The organism is Micromonospora sp. CNZ322 (assembly GCF_007827755.1).
Window position 1 is genome coordinate 482289 of the sequence record NZ_VITD01000001.1, and the last position, 17661, is coordinate 499949.

At 70.2% G+C, this 17661-nt stretch carries 16 protein-coding genes and 1 other RNA gene; 5 read left to right on the top strand and 12 right to left on the bottom strand.

Annotated features, from left to right (window positions below; genetic code table 11):
- Positions 1 to 20 precede the first annotated feature (20 nt).
- The 8 genes from FB453_RS02295 to pruA all read right to left on the bottom strand — a co-directional run bounded on the left by FB453_RS02295 (position 21) and on the right by pruA (position 7126).
- On the bottom strand, positions 21 to 698 hold the full coding sequence (locus FB453_RS02295; protein ID WP_145787159.1) for a hypothetical protein: 678 nt from the start codon (positions 696 to 698) through the stop codon (positions 21 to 23).
- Positions 699 to 767: 69 nt separating this feature from the next.
- Positions 768 to 1143, bottom strand: a transfer-messenger RNA (tmRNA) gene (gene ssrA / locus FB453_RS02300).
- A gap of 104 nt (positions 1144 to 1247) precedes the next feature.
- Positions 1248 to 1727 (bottom strand): SsrA-binding protein SmpB, encoded by a 480-nt coding sequence (smpB, locus tag FB453_RS02305; RefSeq protein WP_112582503.1) that lies wholly within the window; start codon positions 1725 to 1727, stop codon positions 1248 to 1250.
- A gap of 148 nt (positions 1728 to 1875) precedes the next feature.
- Positions 1876 to 2751 (bottom strand): permease-like cell division protein FtsX, encoded by an 876-nt coding sequence (gene ftsX, locus FB453_RS02310; RefSeq protein ID WP_112582377.1) that lies wholly within the window; start codon positions 2749 to 2751, stop codon positions 1876 to 1878.
- Positions 2752 to 2818: 67 nt separating this feature from the next.
- Positions 2819 to 3499: a cell division ATP-binding protein FtsE gene (ftsE, locus tag FB453_RS02315; RefSeq protein ID WP_030331491.1), complete on the bottom strand. Its 681-nt coding sequence runs from the start codon at positions 3497 to 3499 to the stop codon at positions 2819 to 2821.
- 118 nt (positions 3500 to 3617) lie between these two features.
- Positions 3618 to 4739, bottom strand: coding sequence for a peptide chain release factor 2 (gene prfB / locus FB453_RS02320; protein ID WP_091393964.1), 1122 nt, complete (start codon positions 4737 to 4739; stop codon positions 3618 to 3620).
- A 64-nt stretch (positions 4740 to 4803) separates the two neighbouring features.
- Positions 4804 to 5319, bottom strand: a complete 516-nt coding sequence (locus tag FB453_RS02325) for a PadR family transcriptional regulator (protein ID WP_091393967.1) — start codon at positions 5317 to 5319, stop codon at positions 4804 to 4806.
- A gap of 178 nt (positions 5320 to 5497) precedes the next feature.
- Positions 5498 to 7126, bottom strand: a complete 1629-nt coding sequence (gene pruA, locus FB453_RS02330) for an L-glutamate gamma-semialdehyde dehydrogenase (protein ID WP_112601859.1) — start codon at positions 7124 to 7126, stop codon at positions 5498 to 5500.
- 291 nt (positions 7127 to 7417) lie between these two features.
- Between pruA and FB453_RS02335 the strand changes: the two genes are divergently transcribed.
- Positions 7418 to 8545, top strand: a complete 1128-nt coding sequence (locus FB453_RS02335) for a hypothetical protein (protein WP_486480133.1) — start codon at positions 7418 to 7420, stop codon at positions 8543 to 8545.
- A 130-nt stretch (positions 8546 to 8675) separates the two neighbouring features.
- On the opposite strand, the gene FB453_RS02340 is transcribed toward FB453_RS02335, so the two are convergent.
- Positions 8676 to 9185, bottom strand: a complete 510-nt coding sequence (locus FB453_RS02340; protein WP_145787161.1) for a DUF6912 family protein — start codon at positions 9183 to 9185, stop codon at positions 8676 to 8678.
- Positions 9186 to 9400: 215 nt separating this feature from the next.
- On the opposite strand from FB453_RS02340, the gene FB453_RS02345 reads away from it, so the two are divergent.
- Complete coding sequence (locus FB453_RS02345; RefSeq protein ID WP_145787163.1) at positions 9401 to 9628, top strand: helix-turn-helix domain-containing protein; 228 nt, start codon at positions 9401 to 9403, stop codon at positions 9626 to 9628.
- A gap of 320 nt (positions 9629 to 9948) precedes the next feature.
- Positions 9949 to 10545, top strand: a complete 597-nt coding sequence (locus FB453_RS02350) for an Rv3235 family protein (RefSeq protein ID WP_112582383.1) — start codon at positions 9949 to 9951, stop codon at positions 10543 to 10545.
- Between the two features lie 103 nt (positions 10546 to 10648).
- On the opposite strand, the gene secA is transcribed toward FB453_RS02350, so the two are convergent.
- Complete coding sequence (secA, locus tag FB453_RS02355; RefSeq protein WP_112582384.1) at positions 10649 to 13576, bottom strand: preprotein translocase subunit SecA; 2928 nt, start codon at positions 13574 to 13576, stop codon at positions 10649 to 10651.
- Positions 13577 to 13744: 168 nt separating this feature from the next.
- Here secA and FB453_RS02360 point away from each other — a divergent pair, with 168 nt between their 5' ends.
- Positions 13745 to 14896, top strand: a complete 1152-nt coding sequence (locus FB453_RS02360) for a GNAT family N-acetyltransferase (RefSeq protein ID WP_145787165.1) — start codon at positions 13745 to 13747, stop codon at positions 14894 to 14896.
- Positions 14893 to 16005, top strand: coding sequence for a GNAT family N-acetyltransferase (locus FB453_RS02365; RefSeq protein ID WP_145787167.1), 1113 nt, complete (start codon positions 14893 to 14895; stop codon positions 16003 to 16005). Before FB453_RS02360 ends, FB453_RS02365 begins: the two co-directional genes overlap by 4 nt.
- A 67-nt stretch (positions 16006 to 16072) precedes the next feature.
- Here FB453_RS02365 and hpf read toward each other — a convergent pair whose 3' ends face one another.
- Together hpf and FB453_RS02375 are read right to left on the bottom strand one after the other, a co-directional pair.
- A complete protein-coding gene (gene hpf / locus FB453_RS02370) occupies positions 16073 to 16708 on the bottom strand; it encodes a ribosome hibernation-promoting factor, HPF/YfiA family (protein WP_091393991.1) in 636 nt (211 codons plus the stop codon).
- 245 nt (positions 16709 to 16953) lie between these two features.
- Positions 16954 to 17661 (bottom strand): type I phosphoribosyltransferase, encoded by a 708-nt coding sequence (locus tag FB453_RS02375; RefSeq protein ID WP_145787168.1) that lies wholly within the window; start codon positions 17659 to 17661, stop codon positions 16954 to 16956.

The following is a 17661-nucleotide window of genomic DNA, read 5'->3' on the forward strand; positions in this document are numbered from 1 at the left end:
CTGGGGGACGTACGACCGCCTCAGTCGGTCGACGGAGGCTCTGCCAGCCGGCGCAGGTGGTCGGCCACAGCGCGCGCGTCACCGGCCCGCTCGTCGCCCGGTCGACGCGTCGTGATCGCCTCGGCCAGCGCCCGCAGCTCGGACGGCGGCAGGACGGTCAGCCCCATGCCGCGCAGTGGGATGGTGACCCCCCGGGCGCTCCCCGGATCGGTCGCGAGGATGGCCCGTACCTGTGGTTCGCCGGCCGGACCGTCGTCGACCGCCTCGCGGTACGACACCGCGCCGGACTCGATCCGGGCGGTGGCGAGGTCGACGGTGCGCGTGCGCAGCGCACCGCGTACCCGCGCCCGGCTGCCGTCCAGCCAGGCAGCCGTGCGGAGCACCCGCAGCACCAGGTAGAGGCCGAGCAGGACGAAGGGCAGGCCACACAGCCCGACGAACGGGCTGGGACCGGACTGGTTCGGGTCGGCGGAGTCGCGTAGGCCGGGCGGCAGCAGCCCCGGTGGCAGGTCCCGAGCCTCCTCATAGGAGGCGAACGCGTCACCCGGGCCGGTCAGCCGGCGCAACAGCCCGTCGGCGACGAGGGGCAGTGCCACGAACGCCGCGCCCACGGCCGTGAGCAGGACGCCGAACACCAACGCCACGACGCGCTGGCCGGGTGACGCGCCGACCGACAGGCGCAGCTCCTGGTTGGTCACAGGGGGCAGCGTAAGACCCCGCGAACAACGAAGCGCCCCGGCTGGTGGGCCGGGGCGCTTCGTTCGAGGTGGTGGAGGTGCCGGGAATCGAACCCGGGTCCTTCGCCGGTTTGTCAGGGCTTCTCCGAGCGCAGCTCGCTGTGCCTCTACTCGGCCCCACCGCTCACGCGAGCAAGTTGGTGTGACGGGCCCAGTCGCTGATTAATCTCGCCGCACGGACCCCGCGACCGGGTCCGATTGGCCAGCCTCCTAGCTGATGCCGGCTACTGGGACGAAGGCGTTCCCAGGCCGACAGACTTAGCTACTCGCCTCAGGCGGCGAGAGCGAAGTCAGCGCGATTTTGCTTGGCGCTTATAAGTTTCCGACGACCGATTCTCGAGACGACGTCGGCTTCCTCGGCTCGCTTCCCCTGTCGCTGCGTACGAAGTCGAAACCAGTCACCCCCTCGACAGGCCGCCGATGTGGCGGCACTGACAAGACTAACGCCTGCCGCAACCGGTTTCATCCCGAGCCCCGGGCCGGCACGCCGACCCGGACAAACAGGATGAACTAGTCGTCCATTCCCTTGCCGCGTCGACCGGACACCCGGGCGATCTCCCGGTCCGCGTCCCGCTTGGCGAGGTCCTGACGCTTGTCGTACGACTTCTTGCCCTTGGCCAGGGCGATCTCGACCTTGGCCCAGCCGTCCGAGAAGTAGACCTGCAACGGGACGATGGTGTAACCGCCCTCGCGGGTCTTGCCGAGGAGCTTGTCGATCTCGGCCCGGTTGAGCAGCAGCTTGCGGGTACGCCGGGGCTCATGGTTGGTCCAGGTGCCCTGGGTGTACTCCGGGATGTGCATCGAGTGCAGATAGAGCTCGCCGTCACGTTCCTGCGCGAACGCGTCAACAAGCGACGCTCGCCCGGCCCGCAGCGACTTGACCTCGGTGCCGGTCAACGCCATGCCCGCCTCGTACGTGTCGAGGACGGCGTAGTCGTGGCGCGCCTTCTTGTTGGAGGCGACCACCTTGCGCCCCTTTTCCCGTGGCATCGGTGCCACCCCCTCTCCTGGCGTCCGTGGCCGGGCTCACCCCGGCCGGACAACCGATCATGCTACCCGAATGCAAGGACCCTCCCGCGCCGTTTATTTCCGGCTGCGGGAGGGTCCTCGGGAGACGACGGGACGACCCGTACGGTGCCTAGACCCGCAGGTAGAAGCGCAGGGTGATCCAGGCGGTGCCCGCGCTGACCAGACCACCGACGCCGGCCATCAGCGGGAAGATGAACAGGATGTCGCCCCAGGTGATCGGCGAGAGCAGACCCTGCAACGCGCTCAACGACCCGTCGAAGAGCAGATACTTCGCCGCTACCAGGGCCACCAGACCGAGCAGTGAACCGATCAGGCCGGCCACCACGGCCTCCAGCACGAACGGCGCCTGGATGAACCAGTTGGACGCGCCGACCAGCTTCATGACCGCAACCTCACGCCGCTTGCTGTACGCGGCCACCTGAATGGTGTTCGCGACCAGCAGCAGGGCGGCGACCGCCATCACGATGGCGGCGGCCAGAGCGATGTTCTGGATCGCGGTGAGGATGTTGAAGATCTTGTCGAGCAGTCGACTCTGGTCGACGATCTCCTCGACACCCTCAGTGTCCTTGTACTGGTCGTAGACGTTCTTGTACTGCTCCGGGTTGTTCAGTGTGAGCCGGAACGACTCGGGCAGCTGGTCCGGCTTGACCGCGTTCACCAGGTCCGGCGCGTCCTGGTACATCGACTTGAAGCGCTCGTACGCCTGGGCCTTGTCGACGTAGATGACCTCCTTGACCAGGGGGTCGCCGTCGAGCTTGGTCTGCAGGTCGGTGCGCTGCTGCTCGCTCACCTCCTGCTCCATGAAGATCGAGACCTGGATGTTCTTGTAGTAGAGGTCCTTCATGTCGTCGACCTGGCGGTACATGAGACCGCTGGCGCCGAGCATGGTCAGCGAGACCGCCATCGTGATGATCATCGCGATGGACATGGTCACGTTGCGCCACAGTCCGACCAGTACCTCGGACAGGACGTATTTCACGCGCATCGGGATTTCCTCCGGGTCTCCGGCATGAGGTGTTCGTCGTCAGGCTGCGCAGGGGTGGAGCGCCGGCTCACCCGTAGACGCCGCGGGCCTGGTCACGCACGATGCGACCGCTCTCAATCTCAACGACGCGGCGGCGCATCTGGTTCACGATGTTGGAGTCGTGGGTGACCATCACGACGGTCGTGCCGGTGCGATTGATCCGGTCCAGCAGGCGCATGATCTCAATCGAGGTGTCCGGGTCCAGGTTTCCGGTGGGCTCGTCCGCCAGCAGGATCAGCGGACGGTTCACGAACGCCCGGGCGACGGCGACCCGCTGCTGCTCACCACCGGAGAGCTCGTGCGGGTAGCGGTGCTCCTTGCCACCGAGCCCGACCAGCTCCAGCACCTCCGGCACGACCCGGCGGGCAACCGCCTTCGTCTTGCCGATCACCTCGAGGGCGAACGCCACGTTCTCGTACGCGGTGCGGTTGGGCAGCAGCCGGAAGTCCTGGAAGACGCAGCCGATCGAGCGCCGGAAGTGGGGTCGCTTCCAGGAACGCATCGACGTGACGTCCTTGCCGTTGACGACGACGCGCCCCTTGTTGGGGGCCACCTCGTGCAGCAGCATTTTGATGATCGTGGACTTGCCGGAGCCGGATGGACCGATGAAGAAGACGAACTCGCCCTTCTCGATCGAGACGGACACGTTGTCGAGCGAAGGCCGGGACGCCTTCGGGTACGTCTTCGTCACTTGCTCAAGCTGAATCACGGGTGGTGAGTCTACGCGGTGTAACAACTGAGCCAAGCCCCACGCCCCGCCGATCCGGCACGAGTCGTCGAATCAGGCTTCTACCTGGAGATCGATGACGCGCTCCGCCCGCGCGCCGTCACGCACCGTCGCCAGCGAGCTGACGCTGCTTGCGCCAACGGATGCCGGCCTCGATGAAATCGTCGAGGTCGCCGTCGAAGACCCCGCTCGGATTGCCGGTCTCCTGCTCGGTTCGGAGATCCTTCACCATCTGATACGGGTGCAGGACGTAGGAGCGCATCTGGTCGCCCCACGAGCTCGTGCCGCCGCTCTTGAGGCCGGCCATCTTCTCTTCCTCCTCCTGGCGCTTGCGCTCCAGGAGCCGGGCCTGCAGCACCCGCAGCGCGGAGGCCTTGTTCTGCAACTGGGACTTCTCGTTCTGGCAGGTCACCACGATGCCGGTCGGGATGTGCGTCAGGCGCACCGCCGAGTCTGTGGTGTTGACGCTCTGCCCACCCGGGCCGGAGGAACGGTAGACGTCGACGCGAACCTCGTTCTCCGGGATGTCGATGTGGTCGGTCTGCTCGGTGACCGGCAGAACCTCCACACCCGCGAAGCTGGTCTGCCGACGACCCTGGTTGTCGAACGGGCTGATCCGGACCAGCCGGTGCGTGCCCGACTCGACGCTGAGCGTGCCGTACGCGTACGGCACCTTGACCGCGAAGGTGGCCGACTTCAGGCCCGCCTCCTCGGCGTACGAGGTCTCGTAGACCTCGGTCGGGTAGCCGTGCCGCTCCGCCCAGCGCAGGTACATCCGCAGCAGCATCTCGGCGAAGTCCGCGGCGTCCACGCCACCCGCGCCAGCCCGGATGGCGACCAGCGCCTCCCGGGAGTCGTACTCGCCGGAGAGCAGGGTGCGGACCTCCATCTCCTGGATGGCCTTGGTCAGCCCGGTGATCTCCGACTCGACCTCGGTCAGCACACCCGGGTCGGCCTCGGCCTCGGCCAGCTCCAGCAGCACCTGGGCGTCGTCGAGCCCGGAACGCAGGCTGCCCAGCTTGCTGATCTCGCCGTTGACGTACGACAGCTGCGAGGTCACCTGCTGGGCCTTGGCCTGGTCGTCCCACAGGTCGGGGGCGGAGGCCTCCTGCTCCAGGCGGGCCTTGTCCTCGTGGAGCCGGTCGAGGTTGAGGACGGCCTCGATGTTTCGCAGGGTCGCGTCGAGTTCCTTGAGCTGTTCGGCGTAATCGGCAGCGGTCACGACAGACAAGCGTACTGTGCCGGGAGCGGAGCAGCTCGTTCCCTATGCGCGAACCCGCTGACCGTCACCCGACGGGGGCGGACTTCAACCACGACAGGGCCGCCCGGTGGTAGGCGACGGCGAACTCCAGCGCGCTGGCGTCGTACGTCTCGCCGTCCCGTTTGGCGTTCTTCACCTGCTCCCGGACCTGGGCGAGGGCCTCGGTGTGGTATTCGTTGGCCGAGGCGTACAGGCCCTTCAGCTGGCTGGCGGAGTGCAGGTTGCCGAAAGCCATCCGGAGAGCTATCGGGTTGCGGATGGTGTCCCGCCCCGGGTTCTCCGCGAGCCAGCGGGAAAACGTCCGTTTTCCGCTGGCGGTGAGTGCGTAGGGCTGGCTCATCCGCGGGCCCGGCTTGCCGAGCCGCACGAAACCCCGCTCAGCCAGCACCGGCAACTCGCGGTACACCTGACTGCGGGTCATCGACCAGTACGGCGCCAGACGGCGCTCAGCGGCGGCCATCAACTGACCGCCTGTCATCGGGCCCTCGTGGAGGAGGCCGAGCAGGGCCGCCGCCGTAGGGTTGACTCCGGAATCCGCCATGCCCACTACGCTGCCACTTTGCGCACCCGGCGTCCAGGATTTGCCGGTTTGCCACCCAACAGGACTTCCTAAGTGCACTGTCGGCGGCAGACTGTCCGTTGAGGACTATCGATGGATTGCCACATTCCGGGCGTCCGCCGGCGGCGTCGCACGCGCGCCGCCGGCGGGTCGTCGCCTGTCAGCCCATGTGGGGGTACGTGTGGTCGGTCGGCGGCACGAAGGTCTCCTTGATCGTCCGCGGGGAGATCCAACGGACCAGGTTCAGCCAGGAGCCGGCCTTGTCGTTGGTGCCGCTGGCGCGGGCGCCACCGAAGGGCTGCTGCCCGACCACCGCGCCGGTCGGCTTGTCGTTGATGTAGAAGTTGCCGGCCGCGTACCGCATGCGCTCGCCGACCGACTCGACGACCCGACGGTCGGTGGCGAACACCGAGCCGGTCAGCGCGTACGGGGCGATCGACTCCGCCTGCGCGACCACCTCGTCGAACCGGGCGTCGTCGAACACGTGCACGCCCAGGATCGGCCCGAAGTACTCGGTGGTGAAGGTCTCGTGAGCGGCGTCGCCGCACTCGAAGAGCGTCGGTCGCACGAAGTAGCCGACCGAGTCGTCGGCGGTGCCACCGGCCAGCACCCGGCAGCTGTCGTCACCGGCGATCAGCTCCAGGGCAGCGGTGTGCCGGGAGAACGCCTTGTCGTCGATCACTGCACCGCCGAAGTTGCCGAAGTCGGCCACGTCACCGTAGGTCAGCGAGTCGGTGGTGGCGGCCAGCCGGTCCCGCAGCCCACCCTCCCAGATCGAGCGCGGCACGTACGCCCGCGAGGCCGCCGAGCACTTCTGGCCCTGGTACTCGTACGCGCCACGGATCAGCGCGGTGTGCAGCGCGTCCACGTCGGCGCTGGTGTGCGCGACGACGAAGTCCTTGCCGCCGGTCTCGCCGACCAGGCGCGGGTAGCCCCGGTAACGGGAGATGTTGTCGCCCACGGTCCGCCACAACTGCTGGAAGACCTTTGTCGAACCGGTGAAGTGGATGCCGGCCAGATCCGGGTCGGCGAGCACGACGTCGGAGACCTCCTCGCCCCGGCCGGTGACCATGTTGATCACGCCGGGCGGCAGGCCGGCGGCCTCGAACAGCCGCATGGTGAAGTGCGCGGCGAACTGCTGGGTCGGGCCCGGCTTCCAGACCACCGTGTTGCCCAGCAGGGCCGGCGCCGACGGTAGGTTGCCGGCGATGGCGGTGAAGTTGAACGGGGTGACCGCGTAGACGAAGCCCTCCAGCGGGCGGTGGTCGAAGCGGTTCCAGACGCCGGGCGAGGACGCCGGCTGCTCCTCGAGCAGGCGACGCGCGAAGTGCACGTTGAACCGCAGGAAGTCGATGAACTCGCACGCCGCGTCGATCTCCGCCTGGATCGCGGTCTTCGACTGACCGAGCATGGTGGCGGCGTTGAGCGTGTCCCGCCAGGGACCGGCGAGCAGTTCGGCGGCGCGCAGGAAGATCGCGGCGCGCTCCTCGAAGGGCAGCGCCCGCCACATCGGCGCGGCGTCCTTGGCCGCCTTGGTCGCGGCGCGCGCGTCGTCGTGGGTGGCGTGCGCGGTCACCCCCAGCACGTGGGCGTGCTTGTGCGGCTGCACCACGTTGATCGGGTCACCGCCGGCCATCCGCTGCTCACCGCCGATGGTCATCGGCAGGTCGATGCGCTCGGCGGCGAGCTCGGTCAGCCGCCGCTGGAGCCGGTCCCGGTCGGGGCTGCCCGGCTCGTAGTTGCGAACCGGCTCGTTGCGCGGCTCGGGAACGGAGAACACGGCATCCATCAAGGCTCCTGGCGATCTCGACAGCAGTGGCGAAACCGGACCCGCGGGCACCGACCGGATGGCCGGACACCGGACGCCGCACCGGAGGCCGGGCAGCGGCGGGACCTCCCCTGATTCTCCCACGACGGGCCGCGCGACCCACCTTGGCCACCGCCCCGCGCCAAGGACCGGCCTACCCTTCCTCCCCTTACCGACCGGCCTCGATCCGTCCCGCTGTCCCGGGGCGACAGGCAGCCCAGCGGGCCCGCGTACCCTGAATGGTCGGTGACCTGCCGCCTCGAAGGGGAGACGATGACCAAGCAGCCCGGCCGCGTCCCGGCCCCTGAGTCGGACGAGCCGGCGGTCGACGCGGCCAGCGCCGGCAGTCGTCCGCTGCCCGCGCCCGGCGCCGCAGTGCTCGCGCTGCTGGCGCTCGGTTGGCTGACCGCCATGCTCTGGTCCACCCGGGAGGCCATCACCTCGGCCGCAGCCGGGGTCACCGCGATCAGCCTCTCCGCGTTCGCCCTGCCCGGCGTGATCTCGGCCGCGCTGGTGGCCGGGGCCGCCGTCGCGCTGGCCGGTGGCAACCTGCTGGCCCGCCGGTACGGCGACTGGGCCACCCTGCGCTTCGCCGGGGCGATCGGCGGCGGAATGCTGGTCGGGCTCGCTGCCGCCGTGGCCATCAACCTCACCTACTTCGACACGTCCACCACCAACGTGATCGCCGGCACCACGGCTGCCGCGGCGATCATCGGGGGCGCGCTGGCCGGCGCGCGGACCGCCCCGGCGGTCGGTGCCGTGGTCACCGCCGCGCTGGGCACGTTGATCTTCGTTGTCGCGTTCAGCCGCGCCCGGGACCCGCTGTTCGACCTCTTCGGCTCCGGCGACAGCCAGGAATCGTTGATCAACGCAGCCAAGTGGGTGTCCCGTACCGAATCGCTCGTCGCCGGGCTGCTCGCCGGGCTTCTGGCCTTCGGCTACCTGACCTGGGCACGGCGTCGAGCCGTCCGCCGCGATCCCGACGCCCCGGCGCTGCGCTGGCCGGCGTACCTGCTCGCCGGCGCCGGGCCGGGGCTCCTCCTGCTGCTCGCCGAAGTGATCATCAGGGTTGGCGGCCGGTCGCTGCTCGACCTTGCCAGCGCGCTCAGTGAGGCGGACGCGGTGGCGCAGACCTCGCTGGGCACCTCCCGGGTGGACAACGGCATCTGGGTGCTCTTCGTGGGGGCGCTGACTGCGCTCATCGCATTCGGCCGCACGCTCAGCCCGGCCCACAGCGACGACGACGAACCGGCCCACGGCCCGAACCCCGTCGCGGAGCAGGTCGACCCGGCGGACGACAAGCCGGGCTACGCCAAGGCGTTCGACGCGGACCCGGCCGAGACGTTCGACGCAGCTGAGACGTCCGACACGGACCCGGCGAAGGCGGACCCCGCTCGCTGACGCCTCACCGGGGCCGGCGTTCGAGGAAGGTGGCCGGCGCAGGCGGGCGTGCCCGGTGCGGCGGCCGGGGCCGCGTTCGGCGCAGGCGGGCGAATCCGGTGTTCCGGCTGCTGTCGGGGCGCTGCCCGGCTCAGTCGGTCGCGCTCAGCAGCTGGTCCAGCTCCGTCACGTCGTACCACTCCAGCTCGTGGTCCTCGGCGCCGTCGACGGTGAACTGGGCGTCCGGGTCACCAGCCGCCGCCTCGGCCACGACGTCGGCCGCCGCGCCGACCTCCTCGGCCGCGTCCGCGCTGTCCACGTGGATGGCCGCGACGGCGCCCACCGGCACGGCGTCGGTCAACGTCACCGCGCTGGAGCCCAGCTCGCCGTCGCCGCGACCGATCGATGCCGACGGCAGGTCGACCGAGATGACGACGCGACGGCGGGGAGCGGTCGGGTCGGTCCGGAGCAGGTGCAGGGCGTCCTGGGCAGCGCGGGTGAAGGCGACGTACTCCAACTCCTCCTCGTCACCCTCGGCGTACCACTCGCGCAGCGCCGGGGTCACGGCGTGCGCCTGGTCGGCGGCCAGGCCCTCCACACGCAGCCGGGCCAGCATCGGTACGGTCGCCGGCACGTACACCCGGACAAGCTCGTCGGTCACCGGTCGTCTCCCCGCGTCGTCCTCCACCGGCGGCCGCCGGCACGGGCGCAGATCATGCCGCACGCCGTGACCGTCATACACCCCGCCTCCGGCCGGAGGAAGTTCCCAGCCGGTGTGTCCCGCGTGGTTGGTCCGCCACCGACCCGGTCCGGTGCTGGGCGGCAGGGGCTGTCGGTGGCAAACTGAGCCAAACGACATCAACCCCGGGAGTTTCTGTGGAGCCGAGGTTCCTGCTGCTCTCCGACGTGGCCGCCGAGCTCAACGTGTCGGACTCGCAGGTCTACCACATGGTGCGCAGCGGCGAACTGCCGGCGATCAAGATCGGCGGACGCGGCCAGTGGCGCGTCGAGCGCGCTCGACTGGAGGAGTACATAGCGCGCAAATACGACGAGACGGCAGACTGGGTGCAGAGCAACCCGCTGATCGACCGCGACGCCGAGTAGTAGAAGCCCGACCCGTTCTCCAGCCTGACCCGCCTGCGCCGCTCAGCCTGCGCCGCTCAGCTCGGCCCGCCTGCCCGGCCCGGCCCGTCCCCGCCCGCCTGCCCGGCCCGTCCGCCCGCCCGTCCCTGGGCATGATCCACTCGCTTTTACGGAAGTCGGGGTGTCTGGGCCGCTGGGACCACACGATTTCAAGGAACCCGAGTGGATCATGGGCGTTGTCGGGCAGAGGGCGCCACGAAGCCATTGACCGAGGCGATTTTGTCGCTCAGAATCTAGCTTGTCGGAGGCAAACGAAGGCAAACACAAGATCAAGGGGGCCCATGATGAGCGGAGCGCGACCCGGTCCTTCCCGACCACCCGTGCGACTGCGCCCCGTCCCGCCCTTCGACCCGCCGTACGTTGACGAGGCCGACGGGTCGTGCTGGCCGCCGATGACCGACGGCCAACTAGCCCTCGACCTGTTCGCCTCCACCCGGCCCAGCCCGGTCCGGCCGGCGGAGCGGCGAGCAGCAGTGCGCCCGGTGCCCAGCAGGTCCACCACCACCCACCCGGTCGCGTCGTTGCCGACGTCGACCGCACCGGAAACCACCCGAGCCGCGCACCGCTTCGTCGGCACCTGCCTGGAGGTGGTCAACGGCTACCGTTCGCCGGCCCAGGTACGAGCGCTGCTCGACCCGGCCCGAGCGGGCGACCTGCTGACCGAACTCGCCCGCGCATCCGGCCGGGCCGGGGCATCCCGCCGCCGTAGCGGCCGACCACTGGTTCGGCTGCTACGCCTGCGAGTCTGCGAGCCCCGGGAGGCCGCGGTGGAGGCGGCAGCCGTCCTCACCGGCGCGGGCGGCCGAAGTTGGGCGATGGCGCTGCGCCTCGAACATCGCCGGGGCCGCTGGCTCTGCGTTGCCCTCCACGTGCTCTGACCGCACCGGCCCCGGTCGTCGGCGAGGCTCAAAGACACCGACGGGCCCCGGCCTGGTTGGCCGGGACCCGTCGGTCAGACGCTGTCGGTGCAGCTGCTGTTGGTCAGTTGCCGCCGTTGGGGGCGCCGTGGCAGCGCTTGTACTTGCGGCCCGAGCCACACGGGCACGGCGCGTTGCGGGACGGGCCGTTGCTCGCCTCCGCCTGGTTCGGTGCCGGCCGACGGGCGGCAGCCGACGGAACTGCCGGGCCACGCAGCCCGGATGCCGGCCGCTGCGGCGCGGACGGCGCGCTCTGCCCCGGTGCCGCCGGAGCACCCGGAGCCGGTCGGCCCACACCGAGCGCCGGAGCCTGCTGCTGGGCCTGCTCCACGGCGACCGCGCCCGGGCTGGCCTCACCGTCGATGGTGGGGGCGGAGTATTGCAGGCCCTGCCGCCGCGGCGCCTGGTTGAGGCCCTTGGCCCGGATCTCCACCGGCTTGTCGAGCAGGGTGACCTCGTCGGCCCCCTCCTCCGGCTCCGGTTCGGTCACCTGGACGTCGACGTTGTAGAGGAAACCGACGGTCTCCTCCTTGATGCCGTCCATCATGGTGGCGAACATGTCGAAGCCCTCGCGCTGGTATTCCACCACCGGGTCGCGCTGGGCGTACGCCCGGAGGTTGATGCCCTCCTGGAGGTAGTCCATCTCGTAGAGGTGCTCGCGCCACTTGCGGTCGATGACCTGGAGCAGCACCATCCGCTCGAGCTGGCGCACCCCCTCGGTGCCGAGCTGCTCCTCACGCCGGTCGTACGCGGCGTTGGCGTCCTCCTTGAGGCGGGCGACCAGGAAGTCGGCGTCCATGCCGGCCCGGGAACCGCCGGCCTCCTCTTCCAACTCCTCAATCGTCACGCCGACCGGGTAGAGCTGCTTGAGGCTGGACCAGAGCTGCTCAAGGTCCCAGTCTTCGCCGTAGCCGTCGGAGGTGGCGCCACGCACGTACGCCTCGACGGTGTCGTCGATCATGTTGCGGACCTGGTCGGAGAGGTCTTCACCGTTGAGCACCCGGAGCCGCTCGGCGTAGACGACCTGGCGCTGCTTGTTGAGCACCTCGTCGTACTTGAGCACGTTCTTGCGGATCTCGGCGTTCTGGCCCTCGATCTGGGCCTGGGCGCTCTTGATCTGCCGGGTGACCATCTTCGACTCGATGGGCACGTCCTCCGGGATGTTGAAGCGCTCCATCACCGCCTCGACCGCTCCGGCCCGGAAGCGCCGCATCAGCTCGTCCTGAAGGGACAGGTAGAAGCGGGACTCGCCCGGGTCGCCCTGCCGGCCGGCGCGACCACGCAGCTGGTTGTCGATCCGCCGGGACTCGTGCCGCTCGGTGCCCAGCACGTAGAGGCCGCCAGCGGCCGAGACCTCTTCCGCCTCGGCGTCGCAGGCCTGCTTCCAGGTGGGAAGGACCTCCTCCATCGCCTTGGCGTACTCTTCCTCGTTCTCCAGCGGGTCGAGGCCGCGCTGGCGCAGCTCGTTCGCGGCGAGGAACTCCGGGTTGCCACCGAGCAGGATGTCGGTGCCGCGGCCGGCCATGTTGGTGGCCACGGTGACCGCGCCCTTACGCCCGGCCTGGGCGACGATCTCGGCCTCCCGGGCGTGGAACTTGGCGTTCAGCACGTTGTGCGGGATGCCACGGCGGCGCAGCAGCTGGGAGAGGATCTCGGAGTTTTCCACCGAGACGGTGCCCACCAGCACCGGCTGACCCATCTGGTGCCGCTCGGCGATGTCCTCGATGACGGCGTTGAACTTGGCCTTTTCCGTCTTGTAGATGACGTCCGGCCGGTCCTCGCGAACCATCGGGCGGTGGGTCGGGATGGTCACGACGCCGACCTTGTAGACCTTGTTGAACTCGCTCGCCTCGGTCTGCGCCGTACCGGTCATCCCGGACAGCTTCTCGTAGAGGCGGAAGTAGTTCTGGAGGGTGATGGTGGCCAGGGTCTGGTTCTCCTGCTTGATCTCCACCCCCTCCTTGGCCTCGATCGCCTGGTGCATGCCCTCGTTGTAGCGACGGCCGTGCAGGATGCGACCGGTGAACTCGTCGACGATCAGGACCTCACCGTCGCTGACGATGTAGTCCTTGTCGCGCTTGTAGAGCTCCTTGGCCTTGATGGCGTTGTTGAGGTAACCGACCAGCGGGGTGTTCACCGACTCGTACAGGTTGTCGATGCCGAGCCGGTCCTCGACCTTGGCAACGCCCCGCTCGGTCACCGCGATGGTGCGCTTGGAGTGGTCGACCTCGTAGTCGCCCTCGCCGTCGGTGCCGGGCTGGAGCCGGGCCACCACGCCGGCGAACTCGCCGTACCAGCGGGCGGAGTGCTCGGCGGGGCCGGAGATGATCAGCGGGGTGCGGGCCTCGTCGATCAGGATGGAGTCGACCTCGTCGACCACCGCGAAGTTGTGCCCACGCTGCACCAGCTCGTCCTTCGACCAGGCCATGTTGTCGCGCAGGTAGTCGAAGCCGAACTCGTTGTTGGTGCCGTAGGTGATGTCGCACTCATAGGCGGCCTTGTGCTCACTGGCCGGCCGGTTGGGCAGCACCACGCCGACGGTCAGCCCGAGGAACTCGTGCACCCGACCCATCCACGCCGCGTCACGCTGGGCGAGGTAGTCGTTGACGGTGATCACGTGGACGCCCTTGCCGGAGAGCGCGTTGAGGTAGACGGCCATGACCGAGGTCAGCGTCTTGCCCTCACCGGTCTTCATCTCGGCGATGTTGCCGAAGTGCAGTGCCGCGCCGCCCATCACCTGGACGTCGTACGGGCGCTGGCCGAGCACCCTGGCGGCCGCCTCGCGGGCCACCGCGAACGCCTCCGGCAGCAGGTCGTCGAGGGTCTCACCCTCGTCGAGCCGCTCCCGGAACTGTTCGGTCATGCCGGCCAGTTCCTCGTCGGTGAGGTTGACGTAGTCGTCCTCGATCGAGGTGACGGCGGCGGCGATGGCCTTGAGCCGGCGCACCATGCGGCCCTCGCCCGCGTTAAGGACCTTTTCCAGAATCGACACGGATCAACGCTCCCCTAGACAGTCTCGAACCATCGTAGGCGCTCCATCGGCGCGATGGTCACTGGTGGCGGTGCTCGACCCCGCCGAACCCGACATAACTCGCGTCCTGCACACGCCCCAAACGTTATCCGGTTACGCCGTCGGCGAACGCTACGGCAGGATGCACGAGTGGAGCCCGTGGAGATCATCGAGGATGGCGCGCTGCTACGGCCCTGGCGAGAAACGGATGCCGAGGCCGTGCACCGAGCCTGCCAGGACCCGGACATTCAGCGTTGGACCACCGTACCGCGCCCGTACCGGCCGGAACACGCCCACGGATTTGTCACCGAGATGAGCCGGAAGGCCTGGGCCGAGGGCACCGGGGCACCGTTCGCTGTCTGCGACCCGGACACCGGGGAACTGCTGGGTTCCAGCGGGCTGATCTCGATCGACAAGGACGGCACCGGTGAGATCGGCTACTGGACGGCACCCTGGGCGCGTGGCCGGGGCGTGATGGTCCGGGCCACCCGGGCGGTGGCCCGCTGGTCCTTCGACACCCTCGGGCTTCGCCGGCTCATCTGGCAGGCCGAGGTGGGCAACCACGCCTCCCGGCTGGTGGCCCTCCGGGCCGGTTTCCGGATCGACGGCAGGTTGCGGCTGGCCAACCCGGCGCTGCCCGGCAGTGCGGACGGCTGGATCGGCTCACTGCTGCCCGGCGAGGTACCGGCCGCCGGGTCGACCGGTCCGGCCGGTCCGGGCACCCTCGCCGCCCGGCGGGCCGCCGTCTTCGGCCGCCCGCAGCCCGTTCTGTTCGCCGAGACCGGGGCCGGCGAGCTGCGGCTGCGGCCCATGGAGGAGAAGGACCTGGACGCCGTGGTGCAGACCTGCCGGGACCCGGAGAGCATCCGCTGGACGACAGTGCCGGACCCGTACGAGCGCGCCGACGCGCAGGGCTACCAGGCTTACGGCCGGGACGCCTGGGCTCGGGGGGACGCCGCCTGCTTCGTGATCGCCGACTCCGACGACCGGTACGCGGGCACGCTCGACCTGCGGCTCTCCCCCGCCGACCCGCTGGTGGCCGACGTCGGCTTCATGACCGCGCCGGCGGCCCGGGGTCGGGGCTACCTGCCCGCCGCGCTGGTCGCTCTCAGCGCCTGGGGCTTCAGCACGTTGGGCCTGGCGCGGATCGAGTGGAAGGCGAATGTGGGCAACACCGCCTCCCGCCGGGCGGCGGAGAAGGCGGGCTTCCTGGTCGAGGGGATCACCCGGGGCGGCGTACAGCACCGGGGCGAGCGGGTGGACGTGTGGGTCGGGGCGCTTCTCGCGAAGGATCTGGGATGAATCTGCGGCCGGTCGTCGAGGCGCACGGGGTGCGGCTGCGCCCGTTTCGCGCGCAGGACAGCGTCGACGTGGTGGACGGCTGCGCGGACCCGCTGACTCAACGGTTCGTGTCGAACCTGCCAACGCCGTACACCGAGACCGACGCCCGCTGGTGGATCGATGTCGGCGCCCCGGCGGCCTGGACCGGCGGCGGCACGGCGTACGCCGTCGCGGACCCCGCTACCGATCGTCTGCTCGGCGCGGTGGGGCTGAACAACCCGGTGCCCGCGCGGGGTCAGCTGGAGATCGGCTACTGGATGCGACCGGCGGCGCGCGGTCGCGGGCTGGCCACCGCGGCGACCAGCGCGCTGAGCGAGCACGCGTTCGCCGCCGGGGCGGCCCGACTGGAGTTGCTCACCGAACCGGAGAACGGCCCGAGCCAGCGGGTCGCGCTGGCCGCCGGCTTCCGCTACGAGGGTCTGCGCCGTTCGGCAGGTGCGTCCCGCGACGCGGGCCGGCACGACCTGCTGGCCTGGGTACGCGTCGCCGGTGATCCGCCCGGCCCGGCCGCCCGGCTGCTGCCCGACCTGCCCGGCGGGGTGCTCACCGACGATGTGGTGGCGCTGCGCCCACTCGCACCGGACGACGCGGCGCTGATGTACCGGCTGCACAGCCGACCCGAGGTGGTGGCGAACCAGGCGCCGCCGGTGCCGCCGACGCGCGAGGCGATGGAGCGGCGTTGTCGTCTCGCGCAGAGTGGCTGGCTGACCGGCGAGATCGCCCGGCTGATGATCACGGACATGGCCAGCGGCGAGCCCGTGGGCAGTTGCGGCTTGTCGTACACCGACGTGGCCGCCGGCGAGGCGTCGGTCGGCTACGCGTTGCTGCCGGACTGGCGCGGCCGGGGGTACGCGACGCGGGCGGTCCGGTTGCTCGCGGGCTGGGCGTTCGGCTCGGCCGGTATCGCCCGGCTGTCGGCCGGCACTGTGCCGGACAACACCGCGTCGCACCGGGTGCTGGAGCGGGTCGGTTTTCGGCGCGAGTCCGTTCAGCGCGGCCGGCTGCCCGGGCTGAACGGCACCCGCCTGGACGACCTGACCTTTGCGCTGCTCCCCGCCGACCTCCGCTGACGGATCATGGGGTTGTGGTGGACGTTTCCCCACCACAACCCCATGATCGACGCGGATCGGCTACCGGTCAGGTGGCGAGGGAGATGATGCCGTAGTCGTACGCGTGGCGCCGGTAGACGACGCTGGGGCGGCCGGACTCCTTGTCCTGGAAAAGGTAGAAGTCGTGCCCGACCAGTTCCATCTCGAACAGCGCGTCGTCGATGGTCATCGGCTCGGCCGGGTGGACCTTCTCCCGGGCGATGTGCCACGGCTGGTCGTCGTGCTCCTCTTCGACCCGCTCCGCGACCGCGGTGCCGGCGCGGGCGCCGTCGCTCGGCGCGCTCAGCGCGTTGGGCACCAGGTCCGCGACCGGAAGGCCCGCTGTGGCCTCGGCGACGGAGATCGGCGCGTGCCGGCCCCGGTGTACGCGGCGGCGGTCGGCCGCGCGGCGCAGCCGGGTGTCGAGCTTCGCGATGGCCGCGTCGAGCGCGCTGTAGAAGTCGTTCGTGCAGGCTTCGGCCCGAATCACCGGGCCCCGGGAAACACAGGTGATCTCCACCCGCTGGCAGTGGTCGGCCTGGCGCGGATTGCGCTCGTGAAACAGCTCGACATCAACGCGAATAAGTTTGTGGTCGTAGCGTTCGATCTTCGCGAGTTTCTCGGCTACGTGTACCCGGTAATGGTCCGGCACTTCGACGTTTCGGCCCTTGACCACGATGTCCACGTGACCTCCCTTGTTCGGACGGTCTTCGATCCGGTTACCCGGCCGCGCGCCGTGGGGAGACCCGCTGGCGTCGACCGGTTGGTACGGCTACGCCTCCTCTCACCGCCGAGGGTGGTGGGAAAGACCTCCTACCCCCGACAGCGAAACGCTAACTCCTGTTTGCCCGGCAGTCACCCCATGTTGCCGAGACGGCCCAGGATTTTTCGCACCTCATACACCAACGGGTGAAACGGAAACACTATCGGTTACGACTGGTGTCTTTTCTCGGTCGCCGCGAGCACCGCCGCGACACTCGGTGCCCACCCTGTCGCGGTCAGCACCCGGCTCGCGGCGGCGAGGGTCACGCCGGTGGTGACGATGTCGTCGAGCAGCACCACGACCGGCGCCGCACCCCCGGCACGACCCCGGACCGACCCGGTCGAGCGGGGCTGGAAGGCCGCCTCGGCCGCCGCCGCGCGCCCGGCGCTGTCCAGGGTGACCGAGTCGGGCCGGGGCGACGCCCGCAGCGGACGGTGCACCCGCACCGCCCAACCGCTCCGGTTGAGCCGGGCCGCGCAGTGCCGGGCCAGCCGGTCGAGGTGGTCCCCGTAACGGGACCGGGCCGCCGCCGCGGTGTCCGGTACCGGAACCAACACCAGCGGACGGGCCGCACCGACGGCCGCCGCGACGACCTCGGCGAGCAGCGCGCCGAGTGGGCGGGCCAGCCCGTGTCGGCCGTGTTCCTTGTACGCCAGCAGGGCCTCGCGCAGCGGACCCGCGTACGGGCCGAGGGCGACGCAGGACGGCAGGCCCGGCGGTGCGGGGGTGGGGCGGACCGCCCGTGGCCGCAGTTCGCCCAGCGCCGCGACGCAGGCGGGGCAGACCCCGTGCCGCAGGCCGGGTCGGCGCTCCCGACAACCGGCGCAGTCGGCGGGCAGCACCAGGTCGGCGAGGTCCGCCCAGAGCCCGCTCAC

What these genes read in the sequence shown, in the direction of transcription:
- pruA (WP_112601859.1), bottom strand. Translation starts at nt 7,126, where the DNA reads ATGGATGCCGTGTTCTCCGTTCCCGAGCCGCGCAACGAGCCGGTTCGC.
- ftsX (WP_112582377.1), bottom strand. Translation starts at nt 2,751, where the DNA reads ATGCGCGTGAAATACGTCCTGTCCGAGGTACTGGTCGGACTGTGGCGC.
- FB453_RS02350 (WP_112582383.1), top strand. Translation starts at nt 9,949, where the DNA reads ATGATGAGCGGAGCGCGACCCGGTCCTTCCCGACCACCCGTGCGACTG.
- FB453_RS02365 (WP_145787167.1), top strand. Translation starts at nt 14,893, where the DNA reads ATGAATCTGCGGCCGGTCGTCGAGGCGCACGGGGTGCGGCTGCGCCCG.
- smpB (WP_112582503.1), bottom strand. Translation starts at nt 1,727, where the DNA reads ATGCCACGGGAAAAGGGGCGCAAGGTGGTCGCCTCCAACAAGAAGGCG.
- FB453_RS02335 (WP_486480133.1), top strand. Translation starts at nt 7,418, where the DNA reads ATGACCAAGCAGCCCGGCCGCGTCCCGGCCCCTGAGTCGGACGAGCCG.
- FB453_RS02325 (WP_091393967.1), bottom strand. Translation starts at nt 5,319, where the DNA reads ATGGCGGATTCCGGAGTCAACCCTACGGCGGCGGCCCTGCTCGGCCTC.